The organism is Actinoplanes sp. NPDC021490, from assembly GCF_055562135.1.
Genome location: NZ_JBVHFW010000007.1, coordinates 265,748 through 285,561 on the forward strand (window position 1 = coordinate 265,748; position 19,814 = coordinate 285,561).

A 19,814-nucleotide genomic window follows, 5' to 3' on the forward strand; every position below is an offset into this window, starting at 1 on the left:
CGCCGCACGCGTCCAGCGCGGAGACAAGGGGGATTGCCGTGGGGCCGAACCCGCCGACCACCATCCGGCTGATCGAGGTCGCGGACGCCGCGGCCATCGCGGAACATCGCATCCGCGACGCGGAGGCCTTCGCCCCGTGGGAACCCCGGCAACCCGCCGGCTTCCTCACCGTCGAGGGGCAGGAGGCGCGGATCGAGCAACTGCTGGAGGGCCACCGCGCCGGCACGACCTGGCCCGCCGTGATCCTCGCCGGCGGAGTGGTGGCCGGTCAGGTCACACTCGGGACGATCTTGCCGCAGCCGTACCTGCGCAACGCCTCCGTCGGCTACTGGATCGGCACGGTCTTCCAGAATCAGGGACACGCGACCCGGGCCGTGGCCGAGATCCTCAAGGTGGCGACCGGGGAGCTCGGTCTGCACCGCGCCGAGGCCAGCACCCGATTCGACAACCTGGCCTCGCAGACCGTCCTGCGCCGCAACGGGTTCCGGCCGTGTGGCGTGACCCGGGAACACATTCTGCTCGACGGCGTGTGGCACGACGTCATCCTGTGGGATCAAATTCTGCAGCCCTGATCTCGTATCCGGGTCCTGCGGCGGCGCGTCCGGATAGCATCGGTGCCGGGGATCGATGTGAGACTGCTTCGGCGAATGCGCGTGACCACGCGCCTGGTGGTGGGTTTTCTTCTCCTGGCCCTGTGCGTGGTGACCATGTGGGTTTCCGCCGAGTGGTCGGCGAACAGCACCCGGGCGACGGCCGCGGCTCTGGCCCGGTCGCAGGCCCGGCTCGACGCCGCGCAGCAACTCAGGTACCGCGTCACCGACGTGAGCGGGTGGCAGGCCGGCTACGCCTTCAACATCGTCCGCGGGGCGGCGGGCGCCACGGCCGACACGGCGCCCGAACGGGCCGCCTTCCTCGCCGCGATGGACAGCTTCGACAAGGAGCTGGACGAGACGGCGGCGCTGTCACTGACCGCCCCCGAGCGGGCGGACGTGGCGACGATCCGGGCCGCGTTCCAGAGGTTCCGGCAGCTGGATGACGAGGTGATCGCCGGCTACCGGACGGGCCGTCCCGCCCGGATTGACAAGGCCAACGACATGGTGGCCGGTCCCGGGCTCGACCTGTACGCCGTGATCGCCGGCGGTGTCGACCGGTTGCTCGCCGCCGCCCGCGAGCAGGAGGCCGTCGCGCACCAGCGGGCGGAGGACACGGCCAACCGGACCAGTCACGTCGCCACCCTGGTGGGCATCTCGACGCTGATCATCTCGGTGGTGCTCGCCTTCCTGATGGCCCTGTCGATCATCCGGCCGCTCGGCGCGCTGCAGGAGCGCCTCGCGGACATCGCCGAGGGGGAGGGCGACCTGACGCGGCGGCTGGAGACCACCGGCCACGACCAGTTCACCGACGTCAGCCGGTCCTTCAACACGTTCGTCGACAAGATCGCCGCGACCGTACGCGAGATCCGCGACTCGGCCACCGCGGTCGGGCACGCCAGCGAACAGCTCACCGTCACCGCGATCCAGATCATGGTGGACGCCAAGGCGACGTCCCGGCAGTCCGGCGAGGTCGTGCTGGCCGCGGACGAGGTCGCGGCCAATGTCCGTACGGTCGCGGCCAACACCTCCTCGATGGGCGGCTCGCTGCAGACCATCAAGGGCGCCGCCGCCGAGGCGGGCCGCGTCTGCGACCAGACCATGCGGGCGGCCCGGGCGACCCAGAACGTGATCGGCCGGTTGACCGCCTCGAGCCAGCAGATCGGCGACACCGTCAAGGCCATCAGCGCGATCGCCCAGCAGACCAACCTGCTCGCCCTCAACGCCACCATCGAGGCCTCCCGGGCCGGCGAATCCGGCAAGGGGTTCGCGGTCGTGGCCGGTGAGGTCAAGGAACTGGCCCAGCAGGCCGAGACGGCCACCGAGGACATCACGGCGAAGGTGCGGGACATTCAGCAGGACACCACGACGGCGGCCGAGTCGATCGGCGAGATCGTCGCGACCGCCGGACGACTGGCCGGCTTCCAGTCCACCATCAGCGCGGCCGTCCAGGCCCAGACCGCCACCACCGACGAGATCAGCGGCCACATCAGCGACTCGACGACCAGCTCGGCCGACATCGCGGCGAACATCGCCACCATCTCGTCGGGCGCGCGGACCACGACCAGCGGCGTCATCGACATCCAGCACGCGACGCAGGAGCTGTCCCGGCTCAGCCAAGGCCTGCAGGCGCTGGTCGGCCAGTTCCGGATCTGAGCCCGTTTCGCCGGCCTGCGGGCCGGGCGTTAGGCTCCGCGCGTGATCGCGAACCTCGCCGCCGTGCTGGCCCTGACCCCTGCCGCCGGGCTGCCCGCCGCGCTCGCCCCCGTGGTGCCCGCGCCGTCGGACGTGCGGGTGGCCTGGACCTCCGCCGCGCACACCGACGTGGCGATCACCTGGGACGAGACCGGCGCGACGCGCAACCGGCTGACGCTCGTGCGCGCGGGCGACGGCGGCGCCGCGAACGTGGCGCCCAAGCTGGTCGAGGCCGACCAGCCCGACCGTGCGCTGCTGTGGCCGGACCTGCATGACACCGACTTCCGCGTACGGGTCGTGGCGGTCGACGCGGACGGCGCCGAGATCAGCGAGCCGGCGTTCTCGCCGGTCTTCGACACCGACCCGGACCCGGCGGCCCGCATCGTCAGCGTGGTGCCGCGCGAGGACGGGTCGATCCTGATGACCTGGCGGCCGGGCACCCGCACCGACCCGAACCCGGGCGACCCGCTGGACACCCCGGGCCCGTTGCGCTACATCCCGATCGCCTCGCTGTTCGAGTTCAACGAGTACGACCAGCTGGCCCCGCCGACCACCGCGACGTCGTTCGTCGTGCCGCCGCGCCCGGGCCCGGTCGACGTCGGCCTGCGCACCGCGCCGAACGGCTGGTACGGCTACACGGACGCCAAGGTGTCGGTGCAGGGCAACCGGCTGACCGCGACGATCCCGCGGCAGGCCACGATCGGCGGCACGGTCCGGGTGACCGGCCGGGCGATCAAGCTCAACCGGCTGTGCGACCGGGGCCCGTGCCCGACCTTGGACGAAGACGACGCGGGCCGCGAGCTGCGGCTGCAGGAACGCGCCGGAACCACGGCCGGGTGGCGGACGGTCGCGACGACGAAGGCCCGCAAGGACGGCACGTACACGCTCGAAGCGCCGTTCGCCGGCACTCGCGACTATCGCGTGGTCGCACCCGCTGTCGCGACGGCCCCGGGCCGGGTCGCCCAGCTGTTCGCCGCGACGGCCGCCACCACGACGACCGGCGTGACCGGCCCGGCCGGCGACGGCACCGGCGCGGGTGACGACGGCGGTTCCGGCGGAGGCCTCCCGATCACCGGCGCGCCGGTGGTGGCGCTCGCGGTCGGCGGCGGGCTGCTGGTGGCCATCGGCGCGGCGCTGGCGCTGATCGGCCGACGCCGGCGGCGTTAAGGACGAGGTTCGCGGGCGCGCAGGTACGCGTCCAGGTCGGTGGCGCCCTTGAGCATGGCGCGGCCCCGGGCGGACAGGCGGGCCTGCCAGTCGCGCAGGGTCGATTCCAGCGGGGCGACACCTCCGGCCGAGCGGACCTGAGCGATCAGCGGGGTGATCTGTTCGAGCAGGTAGCCGCCCCGCCGCAGCTGGTGAACCAGCCGGACGTCCCGTACGTCGGCCGCGGTGTACACCCGATAACCCGTCTGCGGGTCCCGGCGTGGCTGCACCAGTCCGGCGTTCTCCCACTTGCGCAGGGTGGCCGGGCGGATGCCGAGCCGCCGGGCCAGCGGGCCGATGAAGGTGTCGTCGCGTTCCTGGGGCACGGGCGCCAGATCGCGCAGCGCGGCCTCGACGGCCTGCAGGGTCCGGCGATCCTCGAGGAGCTGGCCGTGGCTCTCGTCGATGATCTGCAGCGCGTCGTCGGTGGCGCCCCGGTTGACCGCCTGCATGATCGACGTGGCCGTGCGGTGGCCGTGCCCGGGAACGAGCGCGAGGAACGCGCGCAGGGCCTGCGCGTGCAGCAACGTGTAACTGCGGTAGCCGTGGGCGCTGCGGCCGGCGGCGGGCAGGATGCCGGCGTCCTCGTAGTTCCTGATCGCCTGGGTGGACAGCCCGTGCTCGCGTGCCAGGTCCACCGGCCTCATGCATGCACCACCGATTGAAGGTTTGACGCGCAGACGACGGCGAAAACCGGGAAAAGTTTCCACCGTCGGTTCAACGATACCGTTGAGGGAATGGATATCACGGATACGGCCTGGCCGCTCGACGGCGCGGGCATCTCGGCGTTCCTCAGGTCGCTTCCCGGCCGGCCGGTGTTGCTCGGACTGGGCGAGGCCCGGCATTTCGTGGCCGAACTGGGCGAGGCGCGCAACGAGATCTTCCGGCATCTGGTCGAACACGAGGGCTACCGGTCGTTCGCCGTCGAGAGCGACTGTCTGAGGGGACTCGTGGTCGACGACTACCTCACGACCGGGGTGGGCACGCTCGACGACGTCATGGAACGCGGGTTCAGTCACAGCTTCGGCACCTTCCAGGCCAACCGCGACCTCGTACGCTGGATGCGCGCGTACAACGAGGACCATGACGACAAGCTGCGGTTCCACGGCTTCGACGGGCCGCTGGAGTACTGGGCGGCCAGTCCGCGCCAGGCGCTCACCGCGCTCTACTCCCTTCTCGACGGCCCGCTGCCGTACGCCCTGGAAACGCTCGACACCCTGCTCGGCCCCGACGACCGGTGGACGAACGAAGCCACGGTCATGGACCCGGCCCAGTCGATCGGCCGGTCCGCCGAGGCCCAGCGACTACGGCTGATCGCCGACGACCTGATGGCCCTGCTCGACACGCAGGCGCCGCGGCTGAGCGTGCCGGACAGAGAGCGGGCGGCCCTGTACGGGCGCACCGCCGTCGGCCTGCTGCGCTACCACCACTGGATGGCCGACACGTCCCCGGCCCGGATCTCCCGGCTGTCGGGCCTGCGGGACGCGATGATGGCCGCCAACCTGCGGGCGATCGCCGAATGCGGCCCGGCCCTGGTCTTCGCCTCCAACCTGCACCTGCAGCGGAACCGAAGCCTCATGCCGCTCGGCGACCAGCAGCTGGAGTGGTGGAGCGCGGGGGCGATCACCGCGACCCACCTGGGCGACCGGTACGCCTTTCTGGCCTCAGCCTTCGGCACGGCCGGCGGTGACACCCCACCCCCGGACACCGTCGAGGGCCTGCTGTCCACGCTCCCGTGGGACCGCAGCCTGATCGACGCCCGTCGCCTGGCCGGGGCCGTCACGAAGCCGGCCCCGCGCCTTTCCCACGATTTCGCCTACTTCCCGCTGGACCCGGCCCACCTCGATTTGATCGACGGGCTCGTCTTCCTCAAGCAGGCTTCCTTCGGCGGGTGGGGTTCGGCGGGCTGACGGCCGTTTGAGATGGCTGTCCGAGGGGATCCGCGGCGTGCGGCTTCCGGCCGTTTCGGCGATGACGCAGGTACTGAGCCTTTCTTGCGCTGATCGGAATGTGAGTGCCCGTGTCCATCACTGTTGAGGATCCGCCGCTGCCGCAGCACCTGCAGTTGGAGATCACTTCTGCCTGCAACCTGCGCTGCACCATGTGCCTGGTCAGCTATCGGCCACCAGTGAACAAGCTGGCCGGTGCCATGCCTCTCGAGCTCTTCCATCGTCTCCTCGAGGATGTCCCCGTACGCCGGTTGACGCTGCAGGGTCTCGGCGAGCCGCTGCTCTCGCCGTACCTGCCGGAAATGATCTCGGCGGCGGTCGGCCGTGACATCCGGGTCGGTTTCAACTCCAACGCGACCCTGCTGAACCAGCGTCGTGCTGACGAACTGGTCGCCAGCGGAGTCGACTGGTTGCACGTGTCGCTGGACGGCGCGACTTCCGCGGTCTACGAGGCGATCCGCGAAGGTGCCCGGTTCGACACCGTGGTGGGCAACCTGGCCGGTCTCGCGCAGGCCAAGGAACGCGCCGGCAGCGCCACCCCGTGGATCCGGGTCGTGTTCGTGGCGATGCGCGACAACGTCGGCGAGCTGCCCGCGCTGATCCGGCTGCTGAGCGAGACCGGCGTCAACGAGCTGCGCGTGCAGAATTTGTCGCACAGTTTCGACGACACCGACCCGGCCGGCCTGTACGACGGGATCCGGGCCTTCACGCAGGACCAGGCGCTGTGGACCGGCGAGGATCAGAAACGGGTTCGATCCGTGTTCACCGAAGCGGCCCGGACCGCCGCCGGAGTGGGGCTGCAATTACGGCTACCGTCGCTGGCCGACACGGGCGGCGGCAACTGCACCTGGCCATGGGACGCGGCGTACATCACCAGCACCGGCGTCGTCCAGCCCTGCTGCATGGTGATGGGCGACGACCGGATCTCCCTGGGCAACCTGACCGAGACCGCCTTCCCGCAGATCTGGCACGGCCCGGCCTACCGCGAATTCCGCCGCCGCCTCGACAGCGCCGACCCACCGGACGTGTGCCGGGGCTGCTCCCTCTACCGGCACACCTTCTGACCGGACGCGCTTACTTCAACCCGTCCGCGCCGGTTCGCAAGAACGGAGCGGCTGCCGCCGCGGCCAGCACCAGCACCACAAGCAACTGAATGCCGTCCTCGCCGAAGCCGCCGGGACCGAGGAGCATCGCGGTGGTCAGGGGAACCAGCACCAAGTTGTTGCCGGCGTGGGCCAGGGCGGCCGGCCAGATGCTGCGGCTCCGGGCCCGCAGCCAGGCCAGGATGATCTCCTGGCACACGATCCACGCCGTCCATCCGATCAGGCCGATGGCGAGATGTCCGAACTCGGCGTAGCCCAGCAGCGCGAGGGGGTAGTGCCACACCGCAGCGATCAGCCCGGCGGCCAGCGCGGCGCGGCGCGGACGACCCGGGCAGATGCGTAACAGCAAATAGCCGGTCCAGCCGAACTCCTCTCCCCAGAAGAGCACGGTGGCGAGGACGGCGATTACGCAGAGCAGCAACGGCACCGTCCAGACGGGCACGCCGGGAACCAGGTCCGCCACCGGGCGTACGGCAGGGTTCCACCGCCCGGTCGCCGCGGCGAGGGCAATCACCGCGGCGACGACGGCTAGCGGGCCCATCCATGCCACCAGGTAGTACCGCCAGGCGGCGCGTAGCCGCAGACGTGAGCCGGCGTCGGCGAAACCCTCACGGGTGACCCAGCGCCGGACTACCAGCGCGGCGACCGCCGGCGCGAACCCGGCCGGCAACTGCACCAGCGGGTTCACCAGCGACCAGCCCACCACGAAGTGCGCCATCGCCTCCCAGCCCCAGGCGGCGCCGAACGAGATCAGCAGGAAGGCCGTCAGGCCCCGCCTTCGCAGGCGCTCCGCAGAGCTCACCGCGCGGGCGTCCATCATGGTGGTCATCCGTCCCCCGATCATCAGGTGTTGTGCCGCACGTAGGCCCGGGGCGAGGAGTCGTCGTCCCGCCGGCCGTGCGAAATCACGGTAGGAGCAGGGCAGGTGCCGGCGCGGTGTCACGGTCAGGCCTAAGCAGGGTGGTGCCAGCTACACCTGAAGACACCCACTGGCACTACTGTGCTCGGGCTCCGTCCGCGCTGAAATTGGTGTCATGGCGAAGAGTTCAGCTGTCGGACTGCAAGCCGGCGTGGTAGCGGCCGACGACGACCTTGCGGGGACCATCCGCCGCGCGGGACGGGCAACGGCCTACCTGCTACGTGGTGGTGTCACCGGCGTCGCTGCGGCCGGCGCGCTGCTGCTCCTGGCGGTGGCCGCCGCCCTCTGTCCGGTGTTGGTCGGGGTGCCGCTGCTGGCGCGCGTCGTACGGGGCGGCCGGTCGCTGGCCGCCGGGGAACAACGCCGGGCGGGGCAGCTGCTGGGCGATGTGGTGGCGCGCCGCGACCTCGAGCCGTCCGGTTCGTCGTTCGCGCAGCTGCGTACGCTGACCCGTGACCCCGCGGCGGCGCGGGATCTGCTGTGGCTGGTGCTGCACGCCCTGACCGCCGCCCCGCTTGCCGTGTGCTGGCTGGCTCTGTGGGTGTGCGCGATCCTGGCGCCCTTCGTCACGATGCTGTGGTGGGTACCGGACGGTACGCCGATCGACTTCTTCGTCCCGATCGACAGCTGGGCCCGGGCGCTGGCCGTGCCCCTGCCCGTCGCCGTCGGCTCGGCGGCACTGTTGATCGCGGGCGGACCGGTTGTGGCGGCGGCGCAGGCCCGGGTGTACCGGGCTCTGCTGACGCCGTCGGCCCACGACCGCCTGACCGCGCGCGTCGAGCAATTGTCGAGCACGCGTGCGGCAGCCCTCGATGCCCACGCGCTGGAGCTGCGCCGCATCGAGCGGGATCTGCACGACGGCATCCAGGCTCGCCTGGTCGCGGTGGCGATCAAACTGGGCCTCGCGCAGCGGCAGCGCCACGCCGACCCGGACGCCGCCGACGAGCTCGTCGAGCGGGCCCACGCGGGCGTCGAGCACGCCCTGTCCACGCTCCGCGAGGTGGTCCGCAACATCTACCCGCCGATCCTGGCCGACCGTGGACTGGCCGAAGCCGTACGGACCCTCGCCGCCGATTCGCCCGTGCCGGTGCGAGCGTCGATCGGTGCGCTGGTACGGCCACCGGCCGCGGTGGAGAGCGCCGCGTACTTCGTGGTGGCGGAGGCGCTGACCAACGTCGTCAAGCACAGCGGCGCCACCGAGATCACGCTGAGCCTCGATCAGGGCGGCGACCGGCTGGTGGTGGAGGTCAGCGACAACGGCTGTGGCGGGGCCGACCCGTCGGCCGGTACGGGACTGACCGGTATGACGGACCGGGCCGCCGCCCTCGACGGAAGGATGACCTTGCGGAGCCCGTCCGGAGGACCGACGACGTTACGGGTGGAGCTGCCGTGCGCGTCGTGATCGCTGAAGACAACGTGCTGTTGCAAGAGGGGCTGGGGCTGCTGCTGGCCACCGCCGGCTTCGAGGTGGTGGCCGCCGTCGACCGGGTGGACGATTTCCTCGCCGCGGTGGACCGCTACCGGCCGGACATCGCCCTGGTCGATATCCGGCTGCCTCCCACCTTCGCCGACGAGGGCCTTCGTGCCGTGCGCGCCGCTCGCCAGGCCCATCCGGACCTGCCGGTACTGGTGCTCTCCCAGTACGTGGAGCGCGCGTACGCCGCCGAGCTGCTCGGGGACGGTCAAGGCGGCGTCGGCTACCTGCTCAAGGACCGGGTGTCGCGCGTCGACGACTTCCTCGACGCGATGCGGCGGGTCGCCGCCGGTGGCACCGCCGTCGACCCGTTGGTCATCTCCCGGCTGGTCGCGGACCGCCGGTCGAGCCGGCTGGACGAGCTCAGCCCCCGGGAGCGCGAAGTGCTGGCTCTCATGGCCGAGGGGCACACCAACAGCACGATCGCGACCCGGCTGTACGTCACCGAACGCGCGGTACACAAACATGTCAGCAACATTTTCGCCAAGCTGCACCTGCCTCCCGACGACGGCAGTCACCGGCGGGTCAGCGCGGTGCTCGCCTACCTCGGAGGACAACCCAGGCGATGAGCCGGCCCATGGGGCCGGGCCGAACGGAGGGCGCGCCCCCTGGCATCCGGCTAATACCCTGGAGATCCTTTCTCGTACGGGGTGGTCATGGAACGAACCGATCTGGTCATCCCGGCCGCGATGGTGCCCGATCTGGTCATCCCGCCGCTGGCCGTCACGACCGGAGCCGCTGACCCGGAATGGGTCGAGGTGCCCGTGGGCCGCTTGCGTTTCCAGCGCAAGCCCTCGCTGCGTCTGCCGATGGACCCAGCCGCCGCCAAGGCCGTACTTCGGTGGATGCGATACGCACCCTTGTCACCGATACCGATCGTTATCGCCCTCGTCACCTGGGTGGTGGCCGGCCTCGTCGATCTGCCCGGGGCCGGCTACGAGCCCTACCTGGTCATGACCGGGGCCCTCGCGATATCGGCTTTCCTGCGCGGCGAAGGCCTGCCCGATCAGACGCCGGACCGCTCCCACACCGGCGACCTGCGCATACCGGGCGTCCCCCTGGCGGTCGCGGCGCAATGGGTGGCCGGTAACCCCGGCGTGAGCACCTCGGACGATCCCGCGCCCCGCCCGCACACCACGCAGTTCTACGCGACCTGGGCGGTGACCCTGCTTGTGGCGGCCTTCGCCCTCGGTTCGGCGCTGGCTGTCGACGGCCGCGAAAACCCAGCCCTGTTCTGGCAGGTCACCACCGGGCTGTTCGTCGTCGGGCTCGCCCTTGCCTATAAGACCCAGCCTCCGGCGGTCAAGGCGACCTAGCCTGCGCGAGCCGGTCACGCGGGCGGCTTGCCGGTGACGTTTGTGGACATGGTGTGCAGGGTGGCGGGCAGTTGCTCGAGCAGCTCGGCGGGCAGGCCCCGTACGGTCTCCTCCGCGAGGGTGACCCAGAGCTGCCGGATCCGCCCGGCCAGTGCCCTGCCGCTCTCGGTGAGCGCGACGACGATGGCACGTTTGTCGGCCGGGTCGGGTGTGCGTTCGATGTGGCCGGAGGCCTCCAGCTTGCGGGTCATCAGCGTGACGCTGGGTGGTTCGCAGCCGAGCGCCTCGCTGAGCTGGGCTTGAATGCGCGGGCCGGTCCGGTCGAGTTCCAGCAGCAGGGCCTCCTGGCCGGGGTGCAGGCCGAGCGGCCCGAGCAGCTGGGCCGCCCGGGTGCGGTGCCGCAGGCTGAGGAGCCGGATGGCCTGGTTGAGGGCGCCGGCGTACTCGGGATCCATGGAACCCTCCTTGACAACGGGATCGTTACGCGCATAACTGTTATGCGCGTAACTAATTCTAGCAACGGGGGGATCCGGCATGACGGTGAAGGTCGCGGTCATCTACTACAGCTCGACGGGCACGGTGCATGCGCTGGCCCAGGCCGTCGCCGAGGGCGCGGGCTCGGCGACAGCCGCGGCCGAGGTCCGGTTGCGGCGGGTGGCCGAACTGGCCCCGGCCGACGCCATCGACCAGAACCCGAGGTGGCGTCGTCACGCCGACGCGACCGCGTCGGTGCCGGTGGCCACGCTCGACGACCTGGCCTGGGCCGACGCGTACGCCCTGGGCACCCCGACCCGGTTCGGCACGCCGGCCGCGCAACTCAAGCAGTTCATCGACCAGGCGGGCGGCCTGTGGCGTGACGGCGTGCTGGCCGACAAGCCGGCGACCGCCTTCACCTCGGCCTATCACCGGCACGGCGGAAGCGAAGCCACGATCCTGGCGCTGAGCAACGTCTTCTACCACTGGGGCGCGGTGATCATCCCGCCTGGCTTCACCGACCCGGCGGTGCACGCGGCCGGCGGCAACCCGTACGGCGCCGTCGCGACCGGTGGCCAAGGCGCCGACGACGCCGCCTTGCAAGCCGCCCGCTATCAGGGGCGGCGACTGGCCCAGTTCAGTCTCCGGCTCCACGGCTACGCCCCTCAGGCCGTCTGAACCGTGGCCGGCGAAGGAGGGATCATGACGAATATCAAGCTCTGGCTGGTCCTCGCGTTGGCGTGCGCCTGCCAGTTCATGGTCATCCTGGACGTGTCGATCGTCAACGTCGCGCTGCCGTCGGTGCAGCGCGATCTCGGATTCACCGGCACCGGGCCGGCCTGGGTGGTCAACGGTTACGTGCTGGCCTTCGCCGGGTTCATGCTGCTGGGCGGCCGCGCGGCGGACCTGTTCGGCCACCGCCGCATGCTGGCCGCCGGGCTGGGCCTGTTCTCGCTGGCGAGCCTGGCCGCCGGCCTGGCCTCCACGCCGGAGGTCCTGGTCGGGGCCCGGGCCGCGCAAGGTCTGGGTGCGGCGATGCTGGCCCCGGCCACGCTCGCGGTGATCAACACCTGCTTTCCCGGGGGACCGCAGCGGGCCCGGGCATTCGGCGCGTGGTCCGCCTCGGGCGGCCTCGGAGGCATGGTCGGCGCGGTCGCCGGTGGTGTGCTGACCACCGAACTCTCGTGGCGTTGGGTGTTTCTGATCAACGTGCCGATCGGCGTGGTGCTGGTCGCGGTGGCCATGACGTCGCTGACCGCGGGGCGCGCCGCCCGGCGCGAATCGCTGGACCTGGTCGGCGCGGTGACCGGCACGGCCGGTCTGGCGTCGGTCGTCTACGGGGTCATGCTGACCGCCGACCATGCGTGGGGATCCCCGCAGGTGCTCGCCGCGTTTCTGGCCGGTGCGCTTCTGCTGGCGGTGTTCCTCCTGGTGGAAAAGCGGTTCGCGGCGGCCCCGCTGATGCCGCTGCGGCTGTTCAAGAACCGTGGCGTGGCCGCCGGCAACGCGATGCTGCTGCTGTTCGGCGGCGTCGCCATCGCGATGTGGTTCTTCTCCTCGTTGCTCATGCAGAACGTGCTCGGCTACAGCGCCCTCGAGGCCGGGCTTGGGCAGACTCCCGCCGCGGTCATGTTCGTCGCGGTGGCCCGGTTCGCCGCCGGCCGGCGCCTGCAGATCGGCGCCCGCCGGCTCATCTGGGTCGGCTGCGCATGCTTCGTGGCCGGCTTCGGCTGGCTCGCGCAGGCCGACGCCGGCAGTCACTACGCCGCCGACCTGCTCGGGCCGACGTTGCTCGTCGCCGTCGGCATCGGGCTGGTGTTCCCGACCCTGATGGCTTCGGCGACCGCCGACGTCCCCCCGGGTGATGCCGGCGTCGTCGCCGGCCTGGCCGGCACCGCCAGTCAGGTCGGCGGGTCGATCGCCCTGGCTGTCTACGCGACTGCGGCCGCCGCGCGGACCGCTGCTCACGAGGCGCTGGCCTCCGGATACGAGCTGGTGTTCTACCTGACCGGTGCGGTCGCCCTGGCCATTGTCGTAGTCAGCCTGCTGTTGCCGAGCCGAACGGCTACGCACCATTCGCGGTGATCGCACCCGCGCCCGCCGCCACTGCGAGCGGAGGACAAGCAACCGTTTGCGTATTAGACCCATATTGCGCCGGCACGAAAGCAAGGTGACGCGAGACCGTATTGGGATCGGCGGGGGAGCAGGTCGGTGGGACAATGCAGGACGTGGCATCTTCCGAGCGAGACCGGCAACAGCGCGAGATGGATGCTGAGATGGCCGCGTCGGCCGAGATGATGGATGAGCTCACGTCGCTGCGCAGCGACGAAAAAGGTGCTCGCGACCGGCGCGACGATGAGCAGGATCATCGCGAGGACCTGCTGAACGAGCGCAGAACGGCCGTCGACCAACGCGATGACCTGCTGAGTAAGCGCGAAACGGCGGCTGACCTTCAGGACGATGTCCGGGACCAACGCGACGCCCTCGCCGCCGAGCGGGACCATCTCCATCAGCAGAGAGAGATGCAGCTCGACGCCCGGGAACGTGAGCTCGATCAGCAGGAGATCGACGGGCAACTCACACGGTGGTCCGGTGACGACGCGGAGAGCCGCGACTGATTCGCGGTCCGGCCCGCTTCGATAGGGTCGACGCGTGACAGATCTGAAGCGGCTGCCCGAGGCCGAGGTCGGCCCGCAACTGCACGTGTCTCTGCAGGGCCTGCTCGGGGAGTGTTTCCCCGGCTATCCGGAGCGCAGCTACCGGAATGCGGGCCAGTGCTCCGGCCTTTAGGCCGGGGGTGAAGGCCCGCGTTGGGAGGGCCGCCAAGGCCCGGGCAGTGCCTTAAGCCGGGTGGTTCTGCTGCTCGATGTACTGGCGCACCACACTCGGCGGTGCCCCGCCGGCGGAGCCTGCGAAGTACGAACCGGACCACAGCTTGTTGGCCCGGTAGTAGTGCTGCACGAGGTCGGGGAACTCTTGCCGCATCCGCCGCGACGACACGCCTTTGAGGCTGTTGACCAGCTTCGCGAGGGCGACTTTGGGCGGGAAGTTGACGAGCAGGTGGACGTGGTTCGGCGGTGCCCGCGCAGGTCGGGGTCGAGCTTCGGGTGATTCGGGTCGGCGAGCGGGTGCTGCGTACGTTCGGGGTGGTTGACCTCTGTGTTCGCGAGGACCGTCGTGGGCAGGGACTGGCGGGCCGGTTGCTGGATGAGGTCACGGCCTACGCGACCGCCTGCGGGATGGACTTCGTCATCCTGTTCGCCGACGAGGACGGCCTCTATCGCCGCCACGGTTTTGTGCGGGTGGACAACCCCCTGACCTGGGTGAAGATCAACGACCATCACACGATCGGCCTGGGCCAGGCTGTGACGCCGCACGCGATGATGGTCCGGCCGCTGAACGGGTCGGTCTGGCCGAGCGGCGAGATCGACCTGCTCGGCCACGTCTTCTGAAGGCCCTACGGCGCCAAGGCAGGCCGCGACGTCGAATACATCCAGGTGTGAAAGAAGCGGCCGAGTTCCCGCCCGGAGACGCGGGTCGCGGTGTCGATGAACTGGGCGGTGGTGGCCGTGCCGTGGCGGTGGTCGCGCGTCCACGCTCGAAGCACCGCGAAGAACGTCGCGTCGCCCAGCTCCTCGCGCAGCATCTGCAACACCATGGCGCCGCCGAAGTAGATCCGCTCGCCGGCCGCGTCGGTGGGCTGCGCCGGGCCGGTGAGCGGGATGGCCCAGAAAGCGTCGCCGTCCGGGTGGTCCCGGTACACCTGGCGGGCCTGGTCGTGGACGGTGGCGCCGCCGCGCAGCTCGTCGAAGTACCAGGTGGCGAAGACGGCGAAGCCCTCGCTCAGCCACACCTCGTTCCAGCGGGTGATGCCGACGCTGTCGCCGAACCACTGGTGGGCCAGCTCGTGCGCGATGATCTGATCACTGTCGGCCGCCGAGTAGACCGGCCGGGTCTGGGTCTCCGCGGAGAACGGGACCTGAACGCCGTCGTGCCGGGCCAGCACCACGATCGCCCCGGTCGAATCGAACGGGTACGGGCCGAAGACCTGCGACCACAGGTCGGCCACCTCGGCCGTACGGTCCCAGAATTGTGGCATCGGGTCGGCGGCGCCCGTGCCCAGAGCGGGGTCCACCGCCACATATTCCGGTATCCCACCCGGGGTCTTGCCCTGCCGGACCCGCCAGCGCCCGACATCGACGGTGGCCAGGTAGGTCGCCATCGGCGCGCTCTCGGCCCAAACGTGGGTGGTTCGTGCCCCGTCGGTACGCGTCGACACCGGGCGCCCGTTGGCCACCACGTCCAGCCCGCGCGGCACGGTGACCGTGAAGCGGAACGTCGCCTTGTCCGACGGGTGATCGTTGCCGGGGAACCAGGTGGAGGCGCCGTCCTGCACGCTCAGGGTGACCATACCGTCGGCGGTGCGGACGAAGCCGTACGGCGTCGGCCCGCCCAGCGGCTGCGGCACACCGCCATAGGTCACCTGCACCACGAACCGGGACCGGGCCGGGAGCCCTCGACGGGGAGTGATCACGAGTTCCTGCCCGTCGCGCCGGAACAGGGCCGGGCGTCCGTTGACCGACACCGCGGTGACCGTGAGCTGTTGCAGGTCGAGGTCGAAACGGGACAGGTTCTGGGTGGCGACGGCGCTGATCCGGGCGGTGCCGTCGAGGCGGCCGCTGCCCGGATCGTACGAGAGGCCGAGGTCGTAGTGGGAAACGTCGTAGCCGCCGTTGCCCTCCAGCGGATACCAGGCGTCGCCCAGCCCCGCGGAACCCGGCCGGTAGTCACGTGCCGGCGCCGCAGCCGCCGGACCGCCGGGTGTGATGACCAAGCCGGCGATCAGCACCGCGCAGATAAATTTGCGTCGCATCGCGATTCTCCTCAACGGACGAATGTCGTCGAGTTGATGCTGGCAAGCGGGACGGACGGGCACGACCGAGGTAACCGCGCGGCGAAGGTGCGGTTAACCCGCCCGGCTCACTGTGGGGCGCAGATGACGCGTTGCTTGTCGACCGCCGAACTCAGGTGGGCGTACGCCCCGCTGGGTTGCGGGGTGACATCGCTGCCGCTGACCACGCCGACGCAGAACCGGATCTCCGGATTGTCGCCCGGCAGCGCCAGCGGTGGGTCGAAGGCGCCGGCGTAGGGGTGGCGTACGGCGAGCGGCAGGATGACCTGGGCGGTGCCCGACGCCGAGGAGCCGGCGGCGATGGTGTGGCCGGTCTGCGTGACCGGCTGGGCGACATCGACGCCGTCGGGTGGGGCGAGGAAGCGGTAGGCCACCTGCACCGTGTCGTCGTCGCCGGGGGTGATCCACAGCTGCGGCAGGTCGGTGGTGCCGGTGACCGGGCCGTCGAGGATGACGATCGGGTTGCTGTCGTCGTTGGTCAGGGTCCATTGCCACGACAGTTGAGTGCCGGTGCGGGTCAGCGTGGCCTTCAGGTTCGCTTTCGGCGTGGACGGCTCGTCGTTGCTGCTGCACCCGGCCAGCACGAGAGCGAGGGCGGTCAGGCCGGCGATAGTTCGGCGCATGGGTCAGTACCTCGGCCGGTGCGGTGCGCCGAGTTCTTCGCGCAGGCCGTTTTCGGTCAGCTCGTACGGGTGCTCGGGGTCGATCCGGTCCGGGGTGCCGGGGTTGTCGTCGTGGTCGATGGGCAGGCCGGCGGCGGCGCGTTCGCGGTTGGGCACTCCGGGATTGTCCGATCCGGTGTAGTCGCCGTCGGCGAGGGTGTCGTGGGAGTAGTCGTACACGTGGGCCAGCTCGTGGTAGAGAATCGTGACCGGCGGCCCGTCGTGCAGGGTGTCGAACGACGGGTTGTAGGCGAACTCGTAGGACTCCTTGCCGAACCAGCCGGACTCCGAGGTCGCCTTGCCGTTCTCGTCGGCCAGTTCCTTGATGGTCAGGCCGTTGCCGTCGTAGAACCAGTTGCCGCTGTCGTCGTGGGCCTGTTGCAGCGAGCCGAGCATCTGCTGGCCGTTGGGGGAGGAGCGCAGCATGTCGAGGTCCGCCTGGACGCGTTCGACGAACTCCGGCGACCCAGTGATCTTGATGTACTGCGCCTGGTCGGAGATCTGGATGTTGATCGCCTTCTCGGCGCCGCTGCTGTGGTCCTCGCCGGTCTGCAGATAGGCGGTGTCGTTGCCGTTACCGCCGTCGACCGCGTCGCGGCCGGCGCCGGTGTAGATGACGTCGTCGCCGGTGCCGCCGCCGAGGACGTCGTTGTCGCGGCCACCGGAGAGCATGTCGTTGCCGGCCCCGCCCTGCAGAGGGTCGTCGCCGGTGCCGCCCTCCAGGTAGTCGCGGCCCGAGCCCCCCTCGAGGGAGTCGCGGCCGGACAGCCCGTACAGGGTGTCGTCGCCGAGCCCGCCGGTGAGCTTGTCGTCGCCCGCGCCCCCGTCGACGTAGTCGCGGCCTTCCCCACCGTCGAGGGTGTCGGCGCCGCCCCGGCCGAAGATGTTGTCGGTGCCGGACCCGCCGCGGACGGTGTCGTTGCCCTCACCGCCGTCGAGGGTGTCCTGGCCCGCGCCGCCTTCGACGAGGTCGTTGCCGGTGCCTCCGATGATCCGGTTGTTGCCGAGGCCCCCGTACAGGCGGTCGTTGCCCGCGCCGCCGTCGACCTGCTCGACGATCGGCTGCCTCTGGTCCTCGCCGGGCAGTTGCCCGCGGGACGCGCCCGCGGTGATCAGATCCTCGCCGCCGCGGCCCTCGAGGGTGTCGCGGCCGTCGAGGCCGAGGATCCGGTCGGTGCCGTCGCCACCGCGCAGCGTGTCGTCGCCCTCGCCGCCGAGCAGGGTCAGGTTCACCCGGGTGCCCGGGGCCACATCGACGGTGTCGTTGCCCTCGCCGGCCCGGATGGTCACGGTGTAGCCGGGCGGGAACGTCACGGTTTCGCCGTTGACCGTGACGATCTGCTCGCCGGTGCGCGGGTCGACCGACACGGTGACGGCATCGTTGCCCGGGCCGGTGTTGAGCACGACCGACTCGCCGTCGTAGATCCACGAGGTGGACCGGGCCTCGGCCGGCAGACTCCAGCCGTCGGTGTTGCCTTCGGCCACGTCCCGCCACGCCGAGACCAGGGAACGTACGTCGGTGCCCGCGCTGTCGATGGCGGTCGTGTAGCGGCGCAGTTCCGCGTCCAGGCCGGCGCGGATGTCACCGGCCTCGGCGATCGCGGTGTTGACCCGGGCGACGTCGTCGGCGGTGCGGTACTGAAAGGTGATGCTGGACCCGCTCTGCCCGGTCGGCACCCCGACCCGGCCCAGACTGTCGTTGAGCGCGTGCTGAGCCTCGATCAGCGCGTCACCGGCCGCGGCCAGGTTCGTCGCGCACGTGGTCGCGTTGTCCACCAGGTCGGTGACGGTCCCGCTGAGCTTGTTCAGATGATCGTGGTAGGTGTCGGCGGCGTCCCCGCTCCAGGCGTCGCCGACCAGCGGGGCCGCGGCCTTGTCGACCGCGTCGCGATGCCCACCGGCCGCGGTGACGAAGGTTGACCACTGCCGGGCGGCCTGATGCAGCGCCTGGGGCTCGGCGTCGAGGTCCCAGATGTTGTCCATCGTGAACGGGTCGGGCTGCGTCATATCGCCCTCGGCCCGCCGGACGCCCGGCGCTGACGCTCGGCGGCCTCACGGTCGGCCTGCTGATAGGCGAACGCCACCCGATAGAGCCGGTCCACGTCACCTTCATACACCCCCGACGACCTGCCGCCACGTGTCATCCATCGCCGCCGCGGCCTCGGCCGCGGCGACCGCGCACTGACCGGCCCCGAGCGAGTTGCCGAACGCGGCTCCGGCCGGCGTCACGGCGCCCTGGGCGGCCGACCACGCGGCGGACAGGCCGTCGGAGCCGCCCAGAGTCGCCTTGGCCAGCTGCACCAGCGCTTGCGGATCGGCCCGGACCTCGTCCCCCATACCCGCCGACGTTACCAACGAGCATCAATGCGCCGGTGACGGTGAGGACGTACCCGGGAGGCACGGGGCGGTGGCGCGGTTTGTTGCGCGTTGATCACCGTGAATTGCGGAACTCGACCGGCGAAAGGCCCATTTCCGTACGGAACGCAGCAGTGAATTGCCCCGTGCTGCGGTACCCGCTCATCGCCGCGACGCGGGCAACGCCGTACGTGGTGTTCCGCAGTTTCTCGCCCGCGATCCGCATTCTCAACCGGCGCAGGTACTTGTACGGGGTGAGCCCGGTGGTAGCCGCGAAGGCGCGAATGAAGTGGTACTTGCTGATGTTGGCCACCCGGGCCAGCTCGTCGACGGTCACGTCATCGGCGATCCGGGCCCGCATGTGCTCCTCGACCCGGCGCACCTCGGATCACCGTCCACACGGTGACCCTTACAGCGGCTGCACCGCTGGATACCAGTCTCGATTGGGAAAGCATCGCCGAGGTCAGCGTGACCACCAAGCGAGGAAAACTGCGACTGCGGTCGTACGACACCGATCCCGAAGGCCCCCTGCTGAGCGCCGCCGGGCGAGGGGCCTATCGGATCAGGGCCTACGCGGTCGGCCGCGACACCGACGTCGACGGCACCACGCCACTCGCCGAAACCTATCGCCTCGAGATCTGGCCGGCTGCCGCGGCGGACTCCCTCGTTCTCCGGGACAACGACCGGTACGGAGCTCAGGTCCTGCTCTCGATGAGCGACGAGGCCCCGCGCTCGGAACTCCCCGACGGGTTCGTCGACGGCGCGGCCATGAACGAGCCGGTGTTCTGACGGCAACTCCGCCGATCTCGTCGAGGAACAGGCGGTCGTCGACCGGAGGCGCGAGCGTCGTGGTGCTCGGCGCGGATCGCGCCGGCCTACAACCAAGGTCATAGGCCGAGTCCCGCCGGGATCCGGCTCCGGGCCGATGTGGGCGGGGTCCGCCGGGCCGAAGAATCGGGGGCATCACCGCAACGACGTCTTCGGGAGAGAACATGTCGATCGCCGCCAACGACCGGGAAACCATCGCGTGGGCCTGGCCCGTCGTGTTCGGCCTGCTCCTGCTGCTGACACTGGCCGGTGTCGCGTCCGCCGCGGTGTGGTCCTGGGACAAGTACCTGAGTCCGGCCTCCGTCTCGGCGACCGGCTGAACCCCCGGCGC

Annotated in this window: 23 protein-coding genes and 1 pseudogene; 15 read left to right on the forward strand and 9 right to left on the reverse strand. The window is 70.7% G+C overall.

What is annotated here, in order from left to right; all coding sequences use genetic code 11:
- The first annotated feature begins 38 nt into the window (after positions 1–38).
- The 3 genes from ACZ3I4_RS21235 (at position 39) to ACZ3I4_RS21245 (ending at position 3,452) form a co-directional block, all read left to right on the forward strand.
- Positions 39–572: a GNAT family N-acetyltransferase gene (locus ACZ3I4_RS21235; RefSeq protein ID WP_465383693.1), complete on the forward strand. Its 534-nt coding sequence runs from the start codon at positions 39–41 to the stop codon at positions 570–572.
- An 81-nt stretch (positions 573–653) separates the two neighbouring features.
- Complete coding sequence (locus ACZ3I4_RS21240; RefSeq protein ID WP_465383694.1) at positions 654–2,246, forward strand: methyl-accepting chemotaxis protein; 1,593 nt, start codon at positions 654–656, stop codon at positions 2,244–2,246.
- 42 nt (positions 2,247–2,288) lie between these two features.
- A complete protein-coding gene (locus ACZ3I4_RS21245) occupies positions 2,289–3,452 on the forward strand; it encodes a hypothetical protein (RefSeq protein WP_465383695.1) in 1,164 nt (387 codons plus the stop codon).
- On the opposite strand, the gene ACZ3I4_RS21250 is transcribed toward ACZ3I4_RS21245, so the two are convergent.
- Complete coding sequence (locus ACZ3I4_RS21250) at positions 3,449–4,138, reverse strand: TioE family transcriptional regulator (RefSeq protein ID WP_465383696.1); 690 nt, start codon at positions 4,136–4,138, stop codon at positions 3,449–3,451. The two genes, ACZ3I4_RS21245 and ACZ3I4_RS21250, sit on opposite strands and share 4 nt — an antisense overlap.
- A 90-nt stretch (positions 4,139–4,228) precedes the next feature.
- Here ACZ3I4_RS21250 and ACZ3I4_RS21255 point away from each other — a divergent pair, with 90 nt between their 5' ends.
- Entirely contained in the window at positions 4,229–5,401 is a 1,173-nt protein-coding gene (locus ACZ3I4_RS21255) for an erythromycin esterase family protein (RefSeq protein WP_465383697.1), read from the forward strand.
- A 110-nt stretch (positions 5,402–5,511) separates the two neighbouring features.
- The gene (locus ACZ3I4_RS21260) at positions 5,512–6,504 is read left to right on the forward strand and encodes a radical SAM protein (RefSeq protein WP_465383698.1); all 993 of its coding nucleotides are present in this window, start codon (positions 5,512–5,514) and stop codon (positions 6,502–6,504) included.
- A gap of 10 nt (positions 6,505–6,514) precedes the next feature.
- On the opposite strand, the gene ACZ3I4_RS21265 is transcribed toward ACZ3I4_RS21260, so the two are convergent.
- A complete protein-coding gene (locus tag ACZ3I4_RS21265) occupies positions 6,515–7,372 on the reverse strand; it encodes a CPBP family glutamic-type intramembrane protease (protein WP_465383699.1) in 858 nt (285 codons plus the stop codon).
- Between the two features lie 205 nt (positions 7,373–7,577).
- On the opposite strand from ACZ3I4_RS21265, the gene ACZ3I4_RS21270 reads away from it, so the two are divergent.
- From ACZ3I4_RS21270 to ACZ3I4_RS21280, 3 genes are all read left to right on the forward strand, one after another.
- On the forward strand, positions 7,578–8,864 hold the full coding sequence (locus tag ACZ3I4_RS21270; RefSeq protein ID WP_465383700.1) for a sensor histidine kinase: 1,287 nt from the start codon (positions 7,578–7,580) through the stop codon (positions 8,862–8,864).
- Entirely contained in the window at positions 8,852–9,505 is a 654-nt protein-coding gene (locus ACZ3I4_RS21275) for a response regulator (protein ID WP_465383701.1), read from the forward strand. The genes ACZ3I4_RS21270 and ACZ3I4_RS21275 overlap by 13 nt, the downstream gene beginning before the upstream one ends.
- A gap of 87 nt (positions 9,506–9,592) precedes the next feature.
- Complete coding sequence (locus ACZ3I4_RS21280) at positions 9,593–10,252, forward strand: hypothetical protein (protein ID WP_465383702.1); 660 nt, start codon at positions 9,593–9,595, stop codon at positions 10,250–10,252.
- A 14-nt stretch (positions 10,253–10,266) separates the two neighbouring features.
- Here ACZ3I4_RS21280 and ACZ3I4_RS21285 read toward each other — a convergent pair whose 3' ends face one another.
- Positions 10,267–10,707 carry a MarR family winged helix-turn-helix transcriptional regulator gene (locus ACZ3I4_RS21285; protein WP_465383703.1) on the reverse strand — a complete coding sequence of 147 codons (441 nt, stop codon included), beginning with the start codon at positions 10,705–10,707 and terminating at the stop codon, positions 10,267–10,269.
- 79 nt (positions 10,708–10,786) lie between these two features.
- On the opposite strand from ACZ3I4_RS21285, the gene wrbA reads away from it, so the two are divergent.
- The 4 genes from wrbA (at position 10,787) to ACZ3I4_RS21305 (ending at position 13,516) form a co-directional block, all read left to right on the forward strand.
- Positions 10,787–11,404, forward strand: a complete 618-nt coding sequence (wrbA, locus tag ACZ3I4_RS21290) for an NAD(P)H:quinone oxidoreductase (protein WP_465383704.1) — start codon at positions 10,787–10,789, stop codon at positions 11,402–11,404.
- Between the two features lie 24 nt (positions 11,405–11,428).
- Positions 11,429–12,811, forward strand: coding sequence for an MFS transporter (locus tag ACZ3I4_RS21295; protein ID WP_465383705.1), 1,383 nt, complete (start codon positions 11,429–11,431; stop codon positions 12,809–12,811).
- A 143-nt stretch (positions 12,812–12,954) separates the two neighbouring features.
- A complete protein-coding gene (locus ACZ3I4_RS21300) occupies positions 12,955–13,344 on the forward strand; it encodes a hypothetical protein (protein WP_465383706.1) in 390 nt (129 codons plus the stop codon).
- A 34-nt stretch (positions 13,345–13,378) separates the two neighbouring features.
- On the forward strand, positions 13,379–13,516 hold the full coding sequence (locus ACZ3I4_RS21305) for a hypothetical protein (protein WP_465383707.1): 138 nt from the start codon (positions 13,379–13,381) through the stop codon (positions 13,514–13,516).
- A 51-nt stretch (positions 13,517–13,567) separates the two neighbouring features.
- Here the strand turns inward: ACZ3I4_RS21305 and tnpA are convergent.
- Positions 13,568–13,798, reverse strand: a pseudogene (gene tnpA / locus ACZ3I4_RS21310) (IS200/IS605 family transposase); the annotation flags it as partial.
- A 5-nt stretch (positions 13,799–13,803) separates the two neighbouring features.
- Here tnpA and ACZ3I4_RS21315 point away from each other — a divergent pair.
- Positions 13,804–14,178 carry a GNAT family N-acetyltransferase gene (locus ACZ3I4_RS21315; RefSeq protein WP_465383708.1) on the forward strand — a complete coding sequence of 125 codons (375 nt, stop codon included), beginning with the start codon at positions 13,804–13,806 and terminating at the stop codon, positions 14,176–14,178.
- A gap of 5 nt (positions 14,179–14,183) precedes the next feature.
- Here the strand turns inward: ACZ3I4_RS21315 and ACZ3I4_RS21320 are convergent, their stop codons facing one another.
- From ACZ3I4_RS21320 to ACZ3I4_RS21340, 5 genes are all read right to left on the reverse strand, one after another.
- The gene (locus tag ACZ3I4_RS21320; protein WP_465383709.1) at positions 14,184–15,599 is read right to left on the reverse strand and encodes a M1 family metallopeptidase; all 1,416 of its coding nucleotides are present in this window, start codon (positions 15,597–15,599) and stop codon (positions 14,184–14,186) included.
- A gap of 107 nt (positions 15,600–15,706) precedes the next feature.
- The gene (locus ACZ3I4_RS21325; protein WP_465383710.1) at positions 15,707–16,261 is read right to left on the reverse strand and encodes a putative periplasmic lipoprotein; all 555 of its coding nucleotides are present in this window, start codon (positions 16,259–16,261) and stop codon (positions 15,707–15,709) included.
- A gap of 3 nt (positions 16,262–16,264) precedes the next feature.
- Positions 16,265–18,307, reverse strand: a complete 2,043-nt coding sequence (locus ACZ3I4_RS21330) for a M91 family zinc metallopeptidase (RefSeq protein WP_465383711.1) — start codon at positions 18,305–18,307, stop codon at positions 16,265–16,267.
- 102 nt (positions 18,308–18,409) lie between these two features.
- Positions 18,410–18,637, reverse strand: a complete 228-nt coding sequence (locus tag ACZ3I4_RS21335; protein ID WP_465383712.1) for a hypothetical protein — start codon at positions 18,635–18,637, stop codon at positions 18,410–18,412.
- Positions 18,638–18,731: 94 nt separating this feature from the next.
- Complete coding sequence (locus ACZ3I4_RS21340) at positions 18,732–19,037, reverse strand: helix-turn-helix domain-containing protein (RefSeq protein WP_465383713.1); 306 nt, start codon at positions 19,035–19,037, stop codon at positions 18,732–18,734.
- Positions 19,038–19,057: 20 nt separating this feature from the next.
- Between ACZ3I4_RS21340 and ACZ3I4_RS21345 the strand changes: the two genes are divergently transcribed.
- Both ACZ3I4_RS21345 and ACZ3I4_RS21350 read left to right on the forward strand, forming a co-directional pair.
- Positions 19,058–19,444, forward strand: coding sequence for a hypothetical protein (locus ACZ3I4_RS21345; RefSeq protein WP_465383714.1), 387 nt, complete (start codon positions 19,058–19,060; stop codon positions 19,442–19,444).
- Between the two features lie 203 nt (positions 19,445–19,647).
- Positions 19,648–19,803 carry a hypothetical protein gene (locus ACZ3I4_RS21350; protein WP_465383715.1) on the forward strand — a complete coding sequence of 52 codons (156 nt, stop codon included), beginning with the start codon at positions 19,648–19,650 and terminating at the stop codon, positions 19,801–19,803.
- Positions 19,804–19,814: the final 11 nt, after the last annotated feature.